This is a genomic window from Vibrio olivae, assembly GCF_042428525.1.
In the GTDB taxonomy this organism is placed as follows: Bacteria; Pseudomonadota; Gammaproteobacteria; order Enterobacterales; family Vibrionaceae; genus Vibrio; species Vibrio olivae.
This window is the reverse complement of sequence record NZ_JBHMEP010000001.1, coordinates 1,470,088-1,486,794: the sequence shown is the minus strand read 5'-3', so window position 1 is coordinate 1,486,794 and position 16,707 is coordinate 1,470,088. Positions and strand designations below refer to the sequence as shown.

Genomic DNA, 16,707 nt, shown 5'->3' with positions numbered 1-16,707 from the left:
TTAAACTGCTGTTTTTATTGAAATTAATGATAATTGGGTGAGAGTTTGTTGTTAATTTGAACAGTTGAGTGGTTAATGTTTTACCACTGTCAATTACCTACCATCTCGATATAGCATAATAAACAGCTCATTATTTATGATGAGTTATTTTTAGATTTTATCATGTTTTAAAATGACGCAATTGAGGTAACAAAGTGACTAGGTTTTCTTTATCTTTGTCTGTATTAAGTACTGCGTTGTTGGGGATGTCGCCCTATATTTCTCAGGCTGCAACTAGCAACGAACAAAATACAATCGATGCTCGCAAGCAATATGAGCAAAACAAAGAGCAAATAACACACGCCAGTGAATATATTAATCGCAATCAGTCGCAGGGAGAGCGCCAAACTTTGCTTCAAGTAGAATCAAAGCACAGCGATGCGATAAACGTAAAAGTGGAGGGAAACAATGACAAATAAGTTGGTGTTAAGCGGTAGCGTCGTCGCTTTGAGTCTATTAACTGCTTCCGTTTCTGCAGCATCTTCCCAAGAGTCTTCCGGTTATTATCAGGGGCGCTCTTGGGCAGATGTTGAAGCGAAAGTGAGTTCGATTCTCGATAACATGTCCCAATCGGAAAAATATCAATTTATCCGCGTTGATGACGGGCACATGATTCCGACGAATCATCGCTTCGGTATTGAAGGCACGGTTGCTTATGACTCGACGATGGGCGTATATGTCAATAAGGAAATTTTTGGTGCTAGTTACCCTTCGCAAACGATGCTCGCCGCCACATGGAATATTCAGCGTGCTAAGCAGTTGGGTAAAGCGCTCGGGTATGAAACGCGGATAGCTGGTGGTGAGCAATTGCTATCACCTGTGGTGAATTTATATCGTACGCCGCTTAATGGCCGCGCGGCAGAGTCGGTGTGTGGTGAAGACCCTTATTTATGTTCGGTCATGGCGCCTGCGATCACCAACGGTATTCAAGTTCAAGGTGTTCAGGCAGGTGCGAAACACTTGGTAGCCAATGAGCAGGATGCAAACAGACAAAACCTAGATGTGCGGGTAGATGAACGCACTTTGCGTGAAATGTATCTCGTGCCTTTTGAGTCTTTGGTTAAAAACGCTGATATCGCTGCGTTGATGTGCGGGTTTAACAAAGTGAATGGTGATTACGCCTGTGAGAATCACCATGTCATTACCGATATCGTCAAAGGTGAATGGGGCTATCAGGGTTTTGTATTGTCCGACTTCAACTCAGTAAAAAATAGTTTTGAAGGTGCATGGGCGGGGACGGATCTCGATATGCCATCGGGTCTCAAATTCACCGAGAATGAACTTCAACCTTACGTTAATAGCGGTCAACTGCATCAAGATGTGATTGATGACAAAGTGAAGCGTAATTTACGCGCCTTAGTGCGTTATGGGTTTGATGAAAGAACCTTCTACGCTCAATCGCTTGATCACCCAGAATATGGGCAAGAGGCGGCGCTGCAAACCGCGCGTGAAGGTATTGTATTGTTGAAAAACCACTCTCGTTACCAAGGGCAAATTTTACCTTTGGATAAATCTGCGCGTATCGCGGTCGTTGGTAATGCGGCGCAACAAGCACCAAGTTCGCCGTTTGGTACAGCCAACTCAGATGCGAAAAATGGTTATGTTTCAGAACTGGCAGGATTAAAACAGCTCAACGTAAATCCTGACAATGTGACCTTTATTGATAGCATGTCGCTGAATCCGAGCAAAGTGCAGTTCCTGCAGCCTTCTTGTATGAGCGATGATACTGATTGTGCCCCCGGTGTGACGGTTGAATATTACAACAATCACGATTTTACTGGTACTCCAAGCCTGATCCGTCGTGAACTTGGCGTCAACTTCAATTGGGCAACGATGACCAATGACGTGACAAACCCTTGTACACAAGCGGGTTTTGAGGCAACGGGTATTGATTGTAGCGCCGTTCCTGAAGATGCCGCTGATGGCTCACGCCAGCTGACTGAGATTAACCCACAAAACGGTGCGTTTTCCGTTCGCGTTGTCGGTTCAATTCGTCCGGTTACCACGGGGCCACAAGTACTTAAAGTCCGGGCTGATGGTGCATTTAAAGTGTTCCTTGATGATCAGTTGATGATGGAAAGTGACGGCGTCCCTCGCGCTCAAGATGTACCGAATGCGGTGCCTGTGACCGTTAAAACACCGCGCCTAAAAGCCGGTAAGCTTTACAACGTTCGAGTTGAGTACCAGCGTCAGAACCGTTTCCAAGTTGACCTTGGCGGTTTGAATGGGCTTCAGTTCAGTTGGGCGGCGTTAAACCCACCTCAAGATATTGATCAATATGATGCGGTTATCGCGGTTGTCGGTCGTAACTATGAGTACGAAGGCGAAGGTATGGATCCAAACTATGACTTACCGGATCAGCAGCAAGTTATGTTGAAAAAACTGACCAAAGCCAATGCCAATACGGTGGTTGTGATGCACGGCGGCGGTGGCATGAATATGATGCCATGGAACAAGAAAGCGGCGGGTGTATTGCATGCTTTCTATAGCGGTCAATTTGGTGGTCAAGCGCTGGCTGAAATCCTGTACGGTGATGTGAATCCATCGGGTCGATTACCCATTTCGTTGGATAAAAAGTTCAAATTTAACCCAAGCTACCCGTCATATCATGATCGTGATGCGTACGTCGGTGATGATGCAAAAACCTCAATGACTTACTCAGAAGGGTTATTCTTGGGTTATCGAGGTTATCTAGAGAGTAAGCATAAACCATTGTATCCATTCGGTTTCGGCCTCTCATACACTGACTTTAACTATTCGGGTTTGACGCTTAGTGACCGTAACGTGAAAGAAGGCACCATGTATGCGACGTTTTCAGTGACCAACACCGGAGCAAGAGCTGGATACGCGGTACCTCAGTTATACATTGCCCCTAAGAACGCTCAGGTTGAACGTCCTAAGCGTGAGTTGAAAGGCTTTGATAAAGTGTATTTAGAGGCTGGCGAAACTAAGCAAGTGACGATTGCGCTCAATGCTCGCTCGTTTGCTCACTACGTGCAAAAAACCGATAGCTGGGACGTCGACAAAGGTAATTATAAGATCTTGATTGGCGATAGTGCTCAGAACATGTTGCTGCGTAAAACGATGCATGCCAAGCATGAAATTGTGATGAGAACCAGTGATTCCAACCCGCTCGCGAAACCGGTTCAAGATGCGGTTAAAGTCGCTAAATCGGAATCCTACTTCTTTTAACCTTTTGGCTCGATGCTTATTTGAGTCGAATATCTAGGAAACTAAAAAGCCTAACTCATTAAGAGTTAGGCTTTTTTATTCGCAGTGAGCTGGACTTTAGGTTTGCTGTAACTAGGTTTTCTGTAACTCAGTTTGCTGTAACACTGGGTTTGCTGTAACACTGGCGAAAGCCGCAAGTTCAGCTCCCCAAAGTGTTTCGAGGATTAATCACGGTCAATCGCAAAAGCAGACCATGCTTGACGTGTTGGCATGACTTCAACACGGTTGATGTTGATGTGATCCGGCAGCGTGGCGATATAAAACATCTGCTCAGCGATATCTTCGGCACTGAGCGGTGTGGTGCCGTTGTACAGGTTGTCTGAGGCCTGTTGGTCACCTTTGGTGCGAACCAAAGTGAACTCGGTTTCAGCAATGCCAGGGGCAAGGTCGGTGACGCGAACTCCAGTGCCTTGCAAATCACAGCGCAGGTTATAGCTGAACTGTTTGACAAAGGCCTTACTCGCACCGTAGACATGGCTGCCAGGATAGGGCCATTGACCAGCAATCGAGCCGACGTTCAGAATCGTGGCGCCAGCCCCGGTTTCAATCAAACGTGGCAACAGTGCGTGAGTAACATTCACCAAGCCTTTGATGTTGGTATCAATCATCGTGTGCCAATCTTTGAGCTCAACCTGCGGGGCACCTTGAGGCGCGAGCGCGAGGCCTGCGTTATTGAGCAGAAGTTTGACTTGGGCAAACTCAGCAGGTAACTCTGCAACCGCTTGTTGTACAGCCTCTTCATCACGTACGTCCAGCTGAATGATATGCACCGGGACATCAGTCAGCTCTTCTTTAAGTTCGATAAGACGCTCCATACGGCGCCCTGATAGAACCAATGACCAACCATCTTGAGCAAAGCGACGCGCAGCCGCTCGACCAAAGCCTGAGGTCGCACCAGTAATAAAAGCGATGTTGTTCTTCATCATAAGTTCCTTCTATCTATCAAATCTATACGCACTGATGCCGCAGCGATAAGCGTATTCATCAGTGGTGAAAGGGGAAATTCGATCACTGCCGCCGTTTCTCTAAGGTGACCAAAGTAGCAGAGAACGCAGTCAGTACATAACGCCCATATTTGCATATTAATTGCTGTTAAACAAAGTAAACCTATTAATGAAATCAATAGGCTGGCGCTAAAGCGGCCAATCAACGCAAGTGATAATTGGCGATGAGCAGGTGGAAATAGGGGTACTTTAATCGACCCGCGTTATCTCCCCATAGAGCCAGTTCCCGCTTGGTCATGAGTCAGATAAGCTGACACATCGCTTTTCTCAAACTGACTCTATCACCTTGAGGTTGTTTATCGTCAAGATGGCGCTATCAGCTTTGCACTGACGGTTTTAGAGTTATTCAAGGAGAGCAATATGGGCGAGTTATCGCAAAGTGGCATCAAACCGATTCTTAACCAAGATGTGATTGATTTGGATAAATCAGTCTTCCATTCATGGTCGATACAAGAGTCAGCACAACCGGTGGTGATTGCGGGTGGACTTGGGTCAATAATGTGGGATTTTGAAGGTAAAGAATATATCGATTTTAGTAGCCAATTAGTGAATACCAACATTGGCCATCAACATCCTAAAGTGATTGATGCATTAAAAGCGCAGGCTGAAACTTTGGTGACGGTTGCGCCAGCAACGGCGAACTATACACGAGGCCTCGCTGCGCAGCGCATTTTGTCCCATGCCCCTGATAAATTTACCAAGGTGTTCTTTACCAACGCGGGTGCGGATGCCAATGAAAATGCGATTCGAATGGCGAGACAGTTTACTGGGCGTGACAAAGTGCTTTCTGCTTACCGTTCTTATCATGGCAATACCGGTACGGCGATCGCCGCCACCGGTGACTTTCGTCGCATGCCAAATGAGTACAGTCGTGGTCATGTGCATTTCTTTAATCCTTATCTTTACCGCACTGAATTTGATGCCAACACGGAGGAGGAAGAGTGCCAGCGAGCTCTTTCGCACCTTAAACGCACTATTGAATGCGAAGGTTCTCACACGATTGCGGCCATCATCTTGGAAACCATTCCCGGAACTGCTGGGTTGTTGATCCCGCCCAAAGGCTATCTACAAGGCGTACGTGAATTGGCGACGAAGTATGGTATTCAACTGATCTTTGATGAAGTGATGATGGGCTTTGGTCGTACTGGCCGTTGGTTTGCCTTTGAGCATTTTGACGTTGTACCGGATTTAGTCACTTTTGCCAAAGGTGTGAACTCAGGTTACGTGCCAGTAGGTGGTGTGCTGGTCAACAGTGACATCGTGGAGTATTTCAAACATCATATGTTTATGGGCGGTTTGACCTATTCTGGGCACCCACTGGCCATGGCAACGATAGTTGCAGCGATTGATGCGATGGAAGAAGAAGGCATTATTGGCCATGCCGACCGAGTGGGAAATCAAGTTCTTGGCCCGATGTTATTAAAACTCAAAGAGCAGCATTCGGTGATAGGTGAGATTCGCGGCTTAGGTATGTTCTGGGCTTTGGAATTAGTTGAAGATGCTGAAAGCCGGGAGCCTCTGTGTGATAGCAAGATGGCCAAGCTTAAGACAAGTTTGATTGAGAAGGGGCTGCTGTCGTTTATTGTCAATAATCGCCTTCACGTGGTGCCCCCTTTGGTGATACGCGCTGACGAAATAGAGCGAGGTGTGGCGATCATTGAAGAGTGTTTAACCCTGATCGACTAACCGACGATGGGGGAACTCGACGCCCAAGATTCACGTTTGGATCTTGGGCGTTTTTGATCGGCAAAGGCGTTATTCCTGTGCCATGGCTTTGGCTAATTGAGCGATTCCGGGTTCAATGAGATCTTTATCAATGGCGTGAAAGCCCAAGCGAAAGTAGTGGTTAGGATGCACCGATAAGCTGTTATCTGGGTCAGGCATAAAGTGGGAGTATCCAGTTTCAATTAACACGCCAAATTGCGCAGCGCGTGAGGCCAGATGTTGGCTATTCATACCTTGTGGCGTTTGTAACCACAGCGCATTCGCAAGCTCTTTTTTGGCTAAGCGCTGGCAGTGCGGAATATAGCGCTGCGCCGCTTGGTCGATCAACTGCCAACGCTGACGAGTTTGTTCACGAAACTTACGCAGATAGCTGTCATAGTAACCTTGAGTGATAAAGTGGGTCATCTCCATTTGCACGCGGCTCGGTGGATGGCGATACATAAGACGGCGCAGAGATCGCAGTTCATAGATAAGCTCTTCTGGGGCAACGATGTACCCAAGACGAAGACCAGGTGCCAGCAGCTTAGAAAAACTGCTGACATATATCACTCGGTTGTTTTTATCCAGAGCTTTAAGCGCCGCTTTAGGATGCGGCTCAAAGTTACTCTCAGAATCGTAGTCATCTTCAATAATGATCGCGTCTTGTTGCTGTGCCTGTTGCAGTAACTGATGACGTCGTTGATCGCTCATGGTGACACCGGTAGGCGCTTGATGGCTCGGCGTAACATAAAAATAGTCACAAAGCCGAGAAAGGGGGTTAAGCATCATGCCATCGGTATCGACTTGATGCGGATGAAGTACCGCACCGGCGAGGTCAAAAATGTTATTGGCCTCTTTATACCCTGGGTTTTCAACGCCAACTCGGGATTGCTTGTCCATGAGTAGTTGCGCCAACATAAACAGCGCATTTTGTGAGCCAAGTGTAATCATAATTTCATCGCTACTGACGTGAATGCCCCGCTGGGGCAAAACGCGAGTGCGAATTTGCTCAATTAACTGCTCATCGTCTTTATCTACTTTGTCACACAACCAACGGTGATCATGGGGGTCAGCCATCACTTTACGTGAGGCTTCTCGCCACTGACTCAATGGGAAGTCGTTGATATACGGCTGACCATAAATAAATGGATATTGGTAGCCGCTCCAATGGGATGGTTTCACCACCCGCTGATATTGGCTGGTGTGTATTTTTAATTTTTTGCCCCAATTTGGTGCGCTTGATGATAGGGTGTGGGGAGTTTCTTGCTTGAAATCTTGTTGGATAACGTGTGAGTCAAATGGATGATTTGCGTCGTGATACTTTTCTGCCAAGTAGTAACCGCTGCGCGGTTTACTGATGAGATAGCCATTATCAAGCAAGCTTTCATAAACCAGTGAGACAGTATTGCGAGAAACCTTTAATTGGCTTGACAGTTTTCGGCATGAGGGAAGCGCTTGGTCTGGAGGAAAAATGCCATCAAGAATGGCTTTGACAAGGTACTCTCTTACTTGCTCTTGAAGGCTGCGTTTATCATCAAATTCAATAAAGCAGTTGTGATTGATCGTCATTTCCCTTAGTGCTCCCTTTGCGTTTATCTATCCGTGATGTGGCAAATTGCATACAAACAAATGCATAAAGCACGCCATTTCAATAGCTTCCATAAACATGAGTGGTAAAGCTGTCCCATCGAGTAATTTAAATTGGCTCTACGCAGTTTTTCGGCGGGTCTCTAAAGTAAAACCTGTTATTCATCAGTCAAAGGATAAGACTATGCAACGCAAACTTACGATCAAGAAATGGGTGATGTCATTAACTGCAACAGCAGTCGTGAGCTTGTCTGGCTTGGCTCAAGCCGAAAATTTAGCCGAGATAGAACAGAAAGGGTTTATGACCGTTGCCACCGAGGACAACTATTCCCCCTTTAACTTCATTGCAAAAGGTCAGCCTGAAGGCATCAATAAGGATTTGCTGGAAGAGCTACGCCAATACGCTGAGTTTGACGTCAAGCAGGAGATCTTGCCTTGGACTGGGCTATTAGCCGCTGTGTCTGCGGGTCAATATGATATTGCTTTGACGGGAGCCATCATCACCGATGGTCGCCTAAACAGTTTTGACTTCACGCCACCGATTGCCTCGGCGCAGCACTTTTTTGTCACCAGAGCTGGCGACGACAGCATCAAAACCATCGCTGATTTGGACGGAAAAACGGTCGGTTTGCAAGCGGGGAGTGCATTACTTGAACGTTTGCCGGAGCTGAAAACCATGCTCGAAGAGCAGGGCAAATCACTGGGGAAAGTGGTGCAATACCAATCTTACCCAGAAGCGTATGCAGATTTGGCCAATGGCCGCGTTGATTACGTGATCAATAGCGTGGTGTCCGTCAATGAGATTGTGAAATCGAAACCTAATGTGTTTAAAAAAGGATTGGCGGTTTCAGGGCCAGGGTTTGTTAGCTGGCCTGTACCGAAAGGCAACACAGAGCTGCTCGAGTTTCTGACGGGCTTCTTCCAGCACTTAAAAGACACCGGGCGTATGGCGCAGCTGCAACAGAAGTGGTTTGGTGAATCGTTTGACCAACTGCCAACAGAAGCCATCATCTCTGTGAAGCAGTACCATCAACTTACGGCGGTGAAATAACGTCAATCGCTTGATGGGTAATCGCTGTGGTTGCCCATCGAGCGGTGCTTAGGAGTGTACAGAGATAACACCTACCAAGGATGGTCAAAGAATATGGATTCTTACGCATGGATACAGTTAGCTGAAGGGGCCTGGGCAACGGCTTGGATTTCTCTGGTGTCGATAGCGCTAGGCGTTTCAATTGGGTTGGTGATTGCGATCGTACGAATGCTAAAGCTACCTGTGATTGACTCGCTATTAGGGGTTTATGTCAGTTGGGCTCGGGCGACCCCTTTGGTGACGCTCGCACTGTTTATTTTCCTGTCTTTTCCTTCATTTGGCATTCAACTGGATAAAAATCTTTCTGCGATTTTAGCGCTCACGCTTAATACTGCTGCGTTTAACGCTGAAATTTGGCGTAACGCGTTTTTAAACTTCTCACGCGGTCAACTTGAAGCTGCAGAAGCGATGGGGATGAGACGGTTTACGTATTTTCGCCGCATTATGTTTCCACAAATGGTGATGGTGAGTTTGCCTGTTCTGATTAATGAGATGTCGTTTTTGATCAAAGGCAGCCCTGCAATCGCGGTGATTGGTGTCGTCGATTTAACCCGTGTTACCAACCGTATTTCGGCGGTAACGTATGAGCCGCTCACGCCAATCTTATGCGCAGCGGTTATCTATATGTTGATCATCGGTTTGCTGGTGAAAGCACAGACTTACGCTGAACGTAAGGTCCAATACCTGAAATAACGTCGGTGAGTCTCGGCGTTCGAAAGCAGGATGAACGTGCGAACTGGCTGAAAAACAAGGATGAACTATGTCAGAGTGGGAAATAATTTGGCAGCAAAAAGAGGTCTTTCTCTCAGGGTTTGCTAGCACGGCATCGCTGTTTTTAGTGTCATCGACCATCGCGATTATCTTGGGCGTTGGTTTACTGTATCTTCTTGAAAATACGCAGCGAGGCATCAGTGCGACGTTACGTGCGGTGATTAACATGATGCGCGCGTTACCGTTTTTGATTTTGGCGTATTTACTGTATTACGGTTTACCTCAACTGGGTATCCGTATGGAAGCGATGACCGTGGGTTTTGTGTCACTCAGCCTTTATCACGGCGCGTATTTTTGTGAGATATTTCGAGGGGCGCGCAATGGGTTAGAGCATGGTTTGGTGGAAGCCGCGCAGGCATGCGGCTTTACGCGCTACAAAACGTTTACTCGCATCATCATGCCGAACGTGTTTCTAAAGTCGGTTCCTTTGATGGCCAACCAACTGATTATCTGCCTCAAAGATACCGCCTTTTTGAGCATCATTACGGTGCTTGATATTACGGCGGCGGCCAATAGTGTGCAGTCAATGTACTTCATCCCACTCAAAGCCTTTGTGATTGCGATTGGCTTATATTGGCTGATTAGTATTGCCATTGAGCGGTTATCTCATTACTTAATGATCAAAGTTGAACGAAGAGGGCTGAGTCATGCTTAATCCATCCCCCGAGCACATTATTAAAATCGATCGTTTGTCGAAGCAGTTCGACGGTATTGAAGTTCTACGCGATATTAATCTCACGATTAAAAAGGGTGAAGTCGTGAGTATTCTAGGGTCTTCTGGCTCTGGGAAGTCGACCTTATTACGCTGCATGAATTGGCTTGAGCAACCTGAGCGTGGCGTGATTTATCTAGGGGAAGACCGTATTGATAAAAACCCATTGACCAATAAACCCCTTAAACATAAAGAGCTTGCCAAGCTGCGAGAACGCATCGGTATGGTCTTTCAAAGCTTCAATTTGTGGCCACATTTAACCGTGCTACAAAATGTAATGGAATCTTTAGTCCACGTGAAGAAGATGGCAAAAGCGGAGGCAAGAACCATCGCCGAGAAGCAATTAGAGAAAGTAGGAATGTCCCACAAGCTCAATGTCTATCCCAATATGCTGTCTGGTGGTCAAAAACAGCGCGTCGCCATTGCTCGATCTTTGGCTATGGAGCCAGAAGTCATTTTATTTGATGAGCCGACCTCGGCTTTAGACCCTGAGCTGGTGGAAGAAGTGTTGACGGTGATGCAAACCTTGTCGAAAGAGGGCTATACCATGGTGGTGGTGACGCATGAGATGGAGTTTGCTCGAATGGTCTCGGATCAAGTGGTGTTTTTGGAAAAAGGCATCTTGATTGAAAAGAGTGATCCAGAGAAATTTTTCACCAACCCAGATTCGCCAAGAGTTCGTCAGTTTTTAAATATTAGTGAGTAAGCTTGAACGGATAGGCATGAACTTCGCGCTGGCGGAAACCGCAATATGTTGGTCTACCTCAAGACTTGCTGCCATAAAGTAAACGCTTCGCCTTTTTTCTATGAGTTCGCTGCGAATGGCGATGCGATCACCAACCATAATGGGCGAGTGGTAGCGCGTGCTGAGCTCTGCCGTGAAGGCGGGGAGTTGCCGACGCAGCAAGCAGTGCGTCATGGCGGCATCGAGCAATGTACTGGCTAACCCGCCATGGAGTAAGCCATTGTAACCTTGATGATGCTTTGCAACGATAAACTCGCCCGAGACAACACCGCTTTGCTCATTCAGGCTAAACTCAACGGCCAAGCCCCACGGATTGCTTAAGCTGCATGCAAAGCAATGCTCATGCAGCTTAAGCATTGTGTTATCTTGCTCTAATGATGATCGCATCCATGCTTTCCTTGGTGGTGATGGGCCTCGCATGACTGACGGTGACAGCTAGATGAAGCGGTATGACTGCAACATTCACCTTGGCTTTGCTTTGCTTGATACTGAATTGATGGTCTTCCCTGTGAGCGTTCACTGAGTACAGGGTAGTGGGCAAGCTGATTTAATAACTCTGAAATCGCCTGGTTTCGCTGGTTTACCTGTTTAATGTTGATACCATTTTCAAGCAATTTTCCAAGCATTCTCTCCCCAATATTTTTCACCAGTATCGTCGCCACCTTGTATTCGGTGAACCGTTCGACCAGTTGATGTTTGCCGCTGCAGCCAGACTCAATAGCGGGGTTGTCAAATTGAGTGATGAGGTCACCAAACTCATCGTAGATTGCAAAGTAAGACGCTTTGGTAAAGTGACTGGCTAAGTTGGAATCCTGTAGTGGTAAGGCAATGCGCATAGATATCTCCATAAACTTTATTGGCATATGCTAAATATATGCTCATTTATGGCATATGCCAATAATCGAGAGTGGCGCAAATTAGGTTAAATGCCGTACATTTGACTTGGGTCAAGCGAAACTGAATTTAATCCTGGGTATGGAGCATGAGAGCTTTGCCATGAATCAGGCAGTCACTCACTTTGTGGCGTGCGGATTTCACTAGGTTGGCTAAGGTTTGTCTTGAGATACCCATTGTCGCCGCTGCTTGCAGTTGCTGCATCCCTTGATGATCAACGAGACGTAGCGCTTCAAACTCATCAGGCTCTAAAAAAACTTGTTCAAGCTGCTGCATGGGTATGCCGTTGGGCTTAAAGCAGCTGTCTGCTGGTGTGCCACAGATAACACGTGGAATTTTTGGGCGTCCCAAAGTCACTCCTTGAGTATTTTTGGTTGAAGGTTTGCGACAAAATGACCAGCGCTGAATTTAGCACATATCCACAGAGAAATCTGTGTGGGATAGGAAGCGTAAAAAGAGCCACCGAATGGTGGCTCTTCAAGATGGGTTATTGTTACCAAGCGTAGCTGACGGAGGCGTTAAATGAGCGGCCTGGGTTGTAAAAATCAGCCGTACCTGAGCCAACAACATGTTGCTCATCGGTAAGGTTATGTACGTTAACCGATAGGCTGGCATCTTTGGTAAAGCGGTAAGCAAAGGCGGCATCTAGCAAGGTTGCGGCTTCGCTCTTTTTGGTATTTTCAGCATTAAAATAGTAGCTGCCGATATAACGCGCGCCAAGGCCGACATCCATAGTTTTATTCGGTAGTGTGTAGTAACCCCATAGTGATGCACTGTGATTTGGCGTTTCGGTAAATTCGTTGTCTTCAATTGAGACGACCGTTGCCGCTGGCGTGTATTGAGTAATACTACCACTGACCACTTCTGACTCCATGTAAGCGTAGTTACCAGTTAGGTTAAAGTCTTCAGTGAGTTCGGCTTTGAATTCTAAATCGAGACCGCGAACCCGAGTTTTACCAACGGTTTCTTGCTCAATATCGCCATTACTTTTAACCACCGCCATGGTGACATCATCTTTTTTAAGGTCGTAAACGGCAGCAGAAAACAGGCCATTGAAACTGATTGGGGCGTATTTCACGCCGAACTCTAACTGCTCACCGCGCTCAGGTGTTACACCAATTGTTGGCGGTGCAACGGATTCCACTTGGCTGATATAGGTCGACCACTCGTCGCTCACCTTGTACGTCAATGCCGCGCGAAATGAGGTTTCGGAGAAATCATCGCTGCTTGTCGCGCTGTAAAGAATGTCATGATCAGACAGATCCAGATAGTCATGACGCACGCCGAAGGTTAAAATATAACGGTCATCGAGCGAAAGGTTCTGTTGCAAAAAGATAGACGTTGTCTTGTAGTCGCGGTCATTGTTGGCATAAGCCGGTACAGAAAGACTTCCTGTGCTATTGACTGGGTTAGCAACATCAATCGGCGAGACTCCGCCACTTCCATCAGTGTATAAAGAAGACGTTTGGGTAGAGGCATCACGGTATTCCAAGCCGACTAGGGTACTGCTATCTACACGCTCAAAACTGGTGTCGTATTGCAGTACGGTATTGCCAATCAGTTCTTCTGCTGAAGTTTCACTACCAAGGTAGGCACGATCAACAACGGTACCTGTGCGACCTTCATTGTCACTAATATACAGATAGCCATAGTCATCATCTAAATCGCTGTAACGGACATTGGCGCTGAGCTTCAACCCATTTTCAAAGTAGTGGGCCAGCTGCGCGCTGATATTGGTACGTTCTACATCATGCTGGTTGTGGTTTGGATCGCCAAAGTAGTCGCTTCGGTCGTACTCTTTGTCAAACGGATAACCACCACTGTTTGCGGTGCCATCACGGTTAAGGTAATCAACAAGCAGTGTCGCTGTGGTATCTAATGACGGCTGCCAAGTCAGGCCAGCAAGAATCATATGCGCGTCATTTTTTGAATGGTCATACTCTAAATCACTGTCTTGGACTTTTGCAGTGAGGCGGTAGGCGAAAGTTTCATCTTGATTTAATGTGTCACCGAAATCGACTCCCAGCTCTTTGTGATCGAAAGAGCCGTAAGAGACATAACTGTTACCAAAACGCTCGAACTTTGGTTTCTTACTAACGAAATTCACTGAACCGCCGGGTTCTGCTGGGCCAAATAGGGTCGAGTTACCGCCGCGAATGACTTCGACACGCTCATAAGCGTATGGGTCTTCGCGCACGCTGCGCATCGAACCAAGCGTCATGCCATCACGATAGGTTGTGGCGTTGTAACCACGAATTTTAAAGTAATCATTGCGATCATCCGTGCCGTAATAATCGGTTAGGATGCCTGCAGAATACTGCAGCACTTCTTCGGTGGTGGTGGCATTACGTTGGGCGATCTCTTTCTCTGTAATCACAGAGATTAAGGCTGGCGTATCTGCAACACTGGTGGCGACTTTACCGCCGACCCAAAGCTCTTTGGCGACAGTGGTATCGGCATCGTTAGCATAATTTTGGCCGTAAACGGTGATCGCATTGACGCGATACGAATCGTTTTGGTCGCTGGTGGTTTGGTCTTGTGAATAAGCGAGCCCTGAATAGGCCAAAATGGGTAGGCACCAAAGCAACTTGTGGGCTGTACTTTCTGATGTGTTGACGCGAGACGCATCGCTGCGGAAATTATCCATGTTAATCAATCCTACACTGCAAAATTTATTGTGGTTCATATCGAACGCAAAGATTTGGTTATCTATCTGATTTTCTTATTGATATAAGTTGGTGCTGATTAGCAACCTGTTTCATTGGTTGACCATTTTGAGCATAAACGTAAGTAAGCTTTTGTGCGTGACGAACGGACATAAAGTACTAACTGCGGTATTATGATGATTGTTTGCTGCGCAGTTTGTTTAATGTGCCGCCTCTTAGAGGACGAGAAAGCGGGTTACGCTGATTTTGTCCTCCAATAAACTTTTATAAAGTCTAACCTTGAAACGAAACGATAATGCTTCGTATTTGTAGTTAATTAAATTGATATATAGTTATCAACCGATGCCTATTGAGTACTAATCCTATGGAGTTACGTCATTTAAAGTATTTTTTAGCGGTCGCTGAAACGCAAAATATTCGTTCAGCCGCGCAAAAAGTACATGTCACTCAACCAGCTATTTCACGAAAAATCAAAGAATTAGAAAGTGAGTTGGGTGTGCAGCTGTTTGATCGCTTACCCAAAGGGCTGAGTCTTAACCGCGCCGGTAAGGTTTACCAAAAACAGCTTGGTGCGATTATTCGTCAAATTGAAGATGCGAACGCAAAAGTACGCCAGTTCGCGCAAACTGAGTATGGGACGTTAGCGCTGGGCTCGCCGGATTTTGTTTTATTAGAAGGCCCCGCGGCACACGCTCTTCAGCAGTTTCGCCGCGACAACAGCGACATTGACCTTGAGGTTTTTTCCGATACGCCAATGGTGTTGCTGAAGCGATTAGAATTAGAGCAGGTTGATGGGGTATTTGGTTACTTTATGCCACCACTAGAAGACGAGTACGCTGTTGAGGCGGTGACACAAGACAAATTGGTTGTCGCGTTTCCAAAACGCTGGCGCGACAAGTTATCGAAGACGATGACCATCGACCAGCTCAATCAATTGCCTGCGGTTCGTTTAACCAAAAGTGCTGATCCCCATTATTTTGAATGGCAGGAAGCGCTATTCCACGATCTTGGTTGGGCGCCCAAACGTACCCAATGGGCTCATGGTGAGAGCACGGTGCTTGGATTAGTCGCGGCCGAAAGTGGCATTGCGATCGTCAATGAACGCCATTTTCTACGCCAATCTGACAGCATTGATTATATGGCGCTTGATATACTGCCAAACGATATCACGCTTAATTTTATCTATAAACAGCATTCAGATAACCCTGCATTAAACCTGTTTTTACAATGTCTTAGCCAGCCAGTGCCATAAGCTACGAACGGGAACTCGTGTTTACCGCTGAACGCCGCCACTTTGTTCCTTATTTCAAACACATGGCAACGTTCATCAAGGATTAATCTGAGCGAGGCAGCAAACTACGATTTTCTCCGACCACCTGCATAATCACATTGACCAGTTCTTGAGCGGCCTTCGATAGCGGCCGCTTTTGGGCGACCATCAAGCCAATATCACGAAACAGGCGCTCTTTAATCGGAATCAAACACACATCATTGCGTTCAAACATTAATTTCATGGAGGAAGGAACTACGCTGACGCCCAGATCACAAGCCACCATCCCGAGAATGGTTGATTGATAGATCGCGGTTTGAACGGGTTCCATGGGAACCGACGTCATTGAAAAACCTTGCTCCATCAAATTGCGCATACTGGTGCCGGTTTTCATGGCGATAAACGGGCTTTGTACGATTTCATGCCAACTGACCTCGCTGTATTCGGCGAGAGGGTGACGAGGCGAGCAGACAAAGTACAGGTAATCTTTGTAAATCGGCGAGAAGATAATATCCTCGACTTGGCGGGGCATTGCACCAATGCCAAAGTCAATATCACCATTGATCACTTGCTGGTAGATCGGCTCATCACTCTCTTCTAAATACTCTAATGTGACTTTAGGATGTTGGCGCTGGAACTCGGCCATCGCTGCCGGAATCAAGCTTGCTCCGACTGTCAGGAGCGCAGCAAAACTCACACGGCCGGTGTGACCATCGGCCAAATTATGCATATCACGTAGTGCACTTTCTAATCGCGTCAAAATACGTTCGGCGGCGGGCAAAAAGGTTTGACCTGCCTCGGTTAATACGACCCGTCTTGTGGTTCTTTCAAACAGCTTGATGCGCAAAGTATGTTCAAGCTGACGAATCTGATGACTCAACGAAGGTTGGGTCATATGCAACAATTCTGCGGCTTCAGTAAAGCTTCCCAGTTGAGCTACTCGTATAAACGATTGAATTTGGCGAGCATTTATATTCATAAATAATCTCTATAA

The 16,707-nt window shown here is 46.7% G+C and carries 15 protein-coding genes; 8 read left to right on the top strand and 7 right to left on the bottom strand.

Translation table 11 applies throughout. The features are described 5' to 3' along the window. The first annotated feature begins 194 nt into the window (after positions 1-194). Both ACFFUV_RS06760 and ACFFUV_RS06755 read left to right on the top strand, forming a co-directional pair. Complete coding sequence (locus ACFFUV_RS06760; RefSeq protein WP_390190682.1) at positions 195-458, top strand: hypothetical protein; 264 nt, start codon at positions 195-197, stop codon at positions 456-458. Then, positions 448-3,231 carry a beta-glucosidase gene (locus tag ACFFUV_RS06755; RefSeq protein WP_390190681.1) on the top strand — a complete coding sequence of 928 codons (2,784 nt, stop codon included), beginning with the start codon at positions 448-450 and terminating at the stop codon, positions 3,229-3,231. Before ACFFUV_RS06760 ends, ACFFUV_RS06755 begins: the two co-directional genes overlap by 11 nt. Before the next feature lie 203 nt (positions 3,232-3,434). Here ACFFUV_RS06755 and ACFFUV_RS06750 read toward each other — a convergent pair whose 3' ends face one another. Next, positions 3,435-4,196, bottom strand: a complete 762-nt coding sequence (locus ACFFUV_RS06750; protein ID WP_390190679.1) for an SDR family NAD(P)-dependent oxidoreductase — start codon at positions 4,194-4,196, stop codon at positions 3,435-3,437. Positions 4,197-4,634: 438 nt separating this feature from the next. On the opposite strand from ACFFUV_RS06750, the gene ACFFUV_RS06745 reads away from it, so the two are divergent. Next, positions 4,635-5,960: an aspartate aminotransferase family protein gene (locus tag ACFFUV_RS06745; RefSeq protein WP_390190678.1), complete on the top strand. Its 1,326-nt coding sequence runs from the start codon at positions 4,635-4,637 to the stop codon at positions 5,958-5,960. A gap of 69 nt (positions 5,961-6,029) precedes the next feature. On the opposite strand, the gene pdxR is transcribed toward ACFFUV_RS06745, so the two are convergent. Further along, entirely contained in the window at positions 6,030-7,547 is a 1,518-nt protein-coding gene (pdxR, locus tag ACFFUV_RS06740; RefSeq protein ID WP_390190677.1) for a MocR-like pyridoxine biosynthesis transcription factor PdxR, read from the bottom strand. Between the two features lie 202 nt (positions 7,548-7,749). Here pdxR and ACFFUV_RS06735 point away from each other — a divergent pair, with 202 nt between their 5' ends. The 4 genes from ACFFUV_RS06735 to ACFFUV_RS06720 all read left to right on the top strand — a co-directional run bounded on the left by ACFFUV_RS06735 (position 7,750) and on the right by ACFFUV_RS06720 (position 10,844). After that, the gene (locus ACFFUV_RS06735) at positions 7,750-8,616 is read left to right on the top strand and encodes a transporter substrate-binding domain-containing protein (RefSeq protein WP_390190675.1); all 867 of its coding nucleotides are present in this window, start codon (positions 7,750-7,752) and stop codon (positions 8,614-8,616) included. Between the two features lie 93 nt (positions 8,617-8,709). Further along, complete coding sequence (locus ACFFUV_RS06730) at positions 8,710-9,348, top strand: amino acid ABC transporter permease (RefSeq protein WP_390190674.1); 639 nt, start codon at positions 8,710-8,712, stop codon at positions 9,346-9,348. 67 nt (positions 9,349-9,415) lie between these two features. Further along, complete coding sequence (locus ACFFUV_RS06725; protein WP_390190672.1) at positions 9,416-10,081, top strand: amino acid ABC transporter permease; 666 nt, start codon at positions 9,416-9,418, stop codon at positions 10,079-10,081. Then, complete coding sequence (locus ACFFUV_RS06720; RefSeq protein WP_390190670.1) at positions 10,074-10,844, top strand: amino acid ABC transporter ATP-binding protein; 771 nt, start codon at positions 10,074-10,076, stop codon at positions 10,842-10,844. Before ACFFUV_RS06725 ends, ACFFUV_RS06720 begins: the two co-directional genes overlap by 8 nt. Here ACFFUV_RS06720 and ACFFUV_RS06715 read toward each other — a convergent pair. From ACFFUV_RS06715 to ACFFUV_RS06700, 4 genes are all read right to left on the bottom strand, one after another. Continuing rightward, positions 10,827-11,270: a PaaI family thioesterase gene (locus ACFFUV_RS06715; protein WP_390190669.1), complete on the bottom strand. Its 444-nt coding sequence runs from the start codon at positions 11,268-11,270 to the stop codon at positions 10,827-10,829. The genes ACFFUV_RS06720 and ACFFUV_RS06715 overlap by 18 nt on opposite strands. Then, the gene (locus tag ACFFUV_RS06710) at positions 11,255-11,719 is read right to left on the bottom strand and encodes a NifB/NifX family molybdenum-iron cluster-binding protein (protein WP_390190667.1); all 465 of its coding nucleotides are present in this window, start codon (positions 11,717-11,719) and stop codon (positions 11,255-11,257) included. The genes ACFFUV_RS06715 and ACFFUV_RS06710 overlap by 16 nt, the downstream gene beginning before the upstream one ends. Before the next feature lie 127 nt (positions 11,720-11,846). Beyond that, on the bottom strand, positions 11,847-12,128 hold the full coding sequence (locus tag ACFFUV_RS06705) for a DUF134 domain-containing protein (protein ID WP_390190665.1): 282 nt from the start codon (positions 12,126-12,128) through the stop codon (positions 11,847-11,849). A 142-nt stretch (positions 12,129-12,270) separates the two neighbouring features. Beyond that, positions 12,271-14,424: a TonB-dependent siderophore receptor gene (locus ACFFUV_RS06700; RefSeq protein ID WP_390190663.1), complete on the bottom strand. Its 2,154-nt coding sequence runs from the start codon at positions 14,422-14,424 to the stop codon at positions 12,271-12,273. A gap of 383 nt (positions 14,425-14,807) precedes the next feature. Here ACFFUV_RS06700 and ACFFUV_RS06695 point away from each other — a divergent pair, with 383 nt between their 5' ends. Then, positions 14,808-15,695, top strand: a complete 888-nt coding sequence (locus ACFFUV_RS06695) for a LysR family transcriptional regulator (RefSeq protein ID WP_390190662.1) — start codon at positions 14,808-14,810, stop codon at positions 15,693-15,695. An 82-nt stretch (positions 15,696-15,777) separates the two neighbouring features. Here ACFFUV_RS06695 and ACFFUV_RS06690 read toward each other — a convergent pair whose 3' ends face one another. Next, a complete protein-coding gene (locus ACFFUV_RS06690; RefSeq protein ID WP_390190660.1) occupies positions 15,778-16,692 on the bottom strand; it encodes a LysR family transcriptional regulator in 915 nt (304 codons plus the stop codon). Between the last annotated feature and the right edge of the window lie 15 nt (positions 16,693-16,707).

Bases quoted from the DNA above. Each gene is read 5' to 3' on its own strand.
- ACFFUV_RS06755 (WP_390190681.1), top strand. From the start codon at position 448: ATGACAAATAAGTTGGTGTTAAGCGGTAGCGTCGTCGCTTTGAGTCTA.
- ACFFUV_RS06750 (WP_390190679.1), bottom strand. From the start codon at position 4,196: ATGATGAAGAACAACATCGCTTTTATTACTGGTGCGACCTCAGGCTTT.
- ACFFUV_RS06745 (WP_390190678.1), top strand. From the start codon at position 4,635: ATGGGCGAGTTATCGCAAAGTGGCATCAAACCGATTCTTAACCAAGAT.
- pdxR (WP_390190677.1), bottom strand. From the start codon at position 7,547: ATGACGATCAATCACAACTGCTTTATTGAATTTGATGATAAACGCAGC.
- ACFFUV_RS06735 (WP_390190675.1), top strand. From the start codon at position 7,750: ATGCAACGCAAACTTACGATCAAGAAATGGGTGATGTCATTAACTGCA.
- ACFFUV_RS06730 (WP_390190674.1), top strand. From the start codon at position 8,710: ATGGATTCTTACGCATGGATACAGTTAGCTGAAGGGGCCTGGGCAACG.
- ACFFUV_RS06725 (WP_390190672.1), top strand. From the start codon at position 9,416: ATGTCAGAGTGGGAAATAATTTGGCAGCAAAAAGAGGTCTTTCTCTCA.
- ACFFUV_RS06720 (WP_390190670.1), top strand. From the start codon at position 10,074: ATGCTTAATCCATCCCCCGAGCACATTATTAAAATCGATCGTTTGTCG.
- ACFFUV_RS06715 (WP_390190669.1), bottom strand. From the start codon at position 11,270: ATGCGATCATCATTAGAGCAAGATAACACAATGCTTAAGCTGCATGAG.
- ACFFUV_RS06710 (WP_390190667.1), bottom strand. From the start codon at position 11,719: ATGCGCATTGCCTTACCACTACAGGATTCCAACTTAGCCAGTCACTTT.
- ACFFUV_RS06700 (WP_390190663.1), bottom strand. From the start codon at position 14,424: ATGGATAATTTCCGCAGCGATGCGTCTCGCGTCAACACATCAGAAAGT.
- ACFFUV_RS06695 (WP_390190662.1), top strand. From the start codon at position 14,808: ATGGAGTTACGTCATTTAAAGTATTTTTTAGCGGTCGCTGAAACGCAA.
- ACFFUV_RS06690 (WP_390190660.1), bottom strand. From the start codon at position 16,692: ATGAATATAAATGCTCGCCAAATTCAATCGTTTATACGAGTAGCTCAA.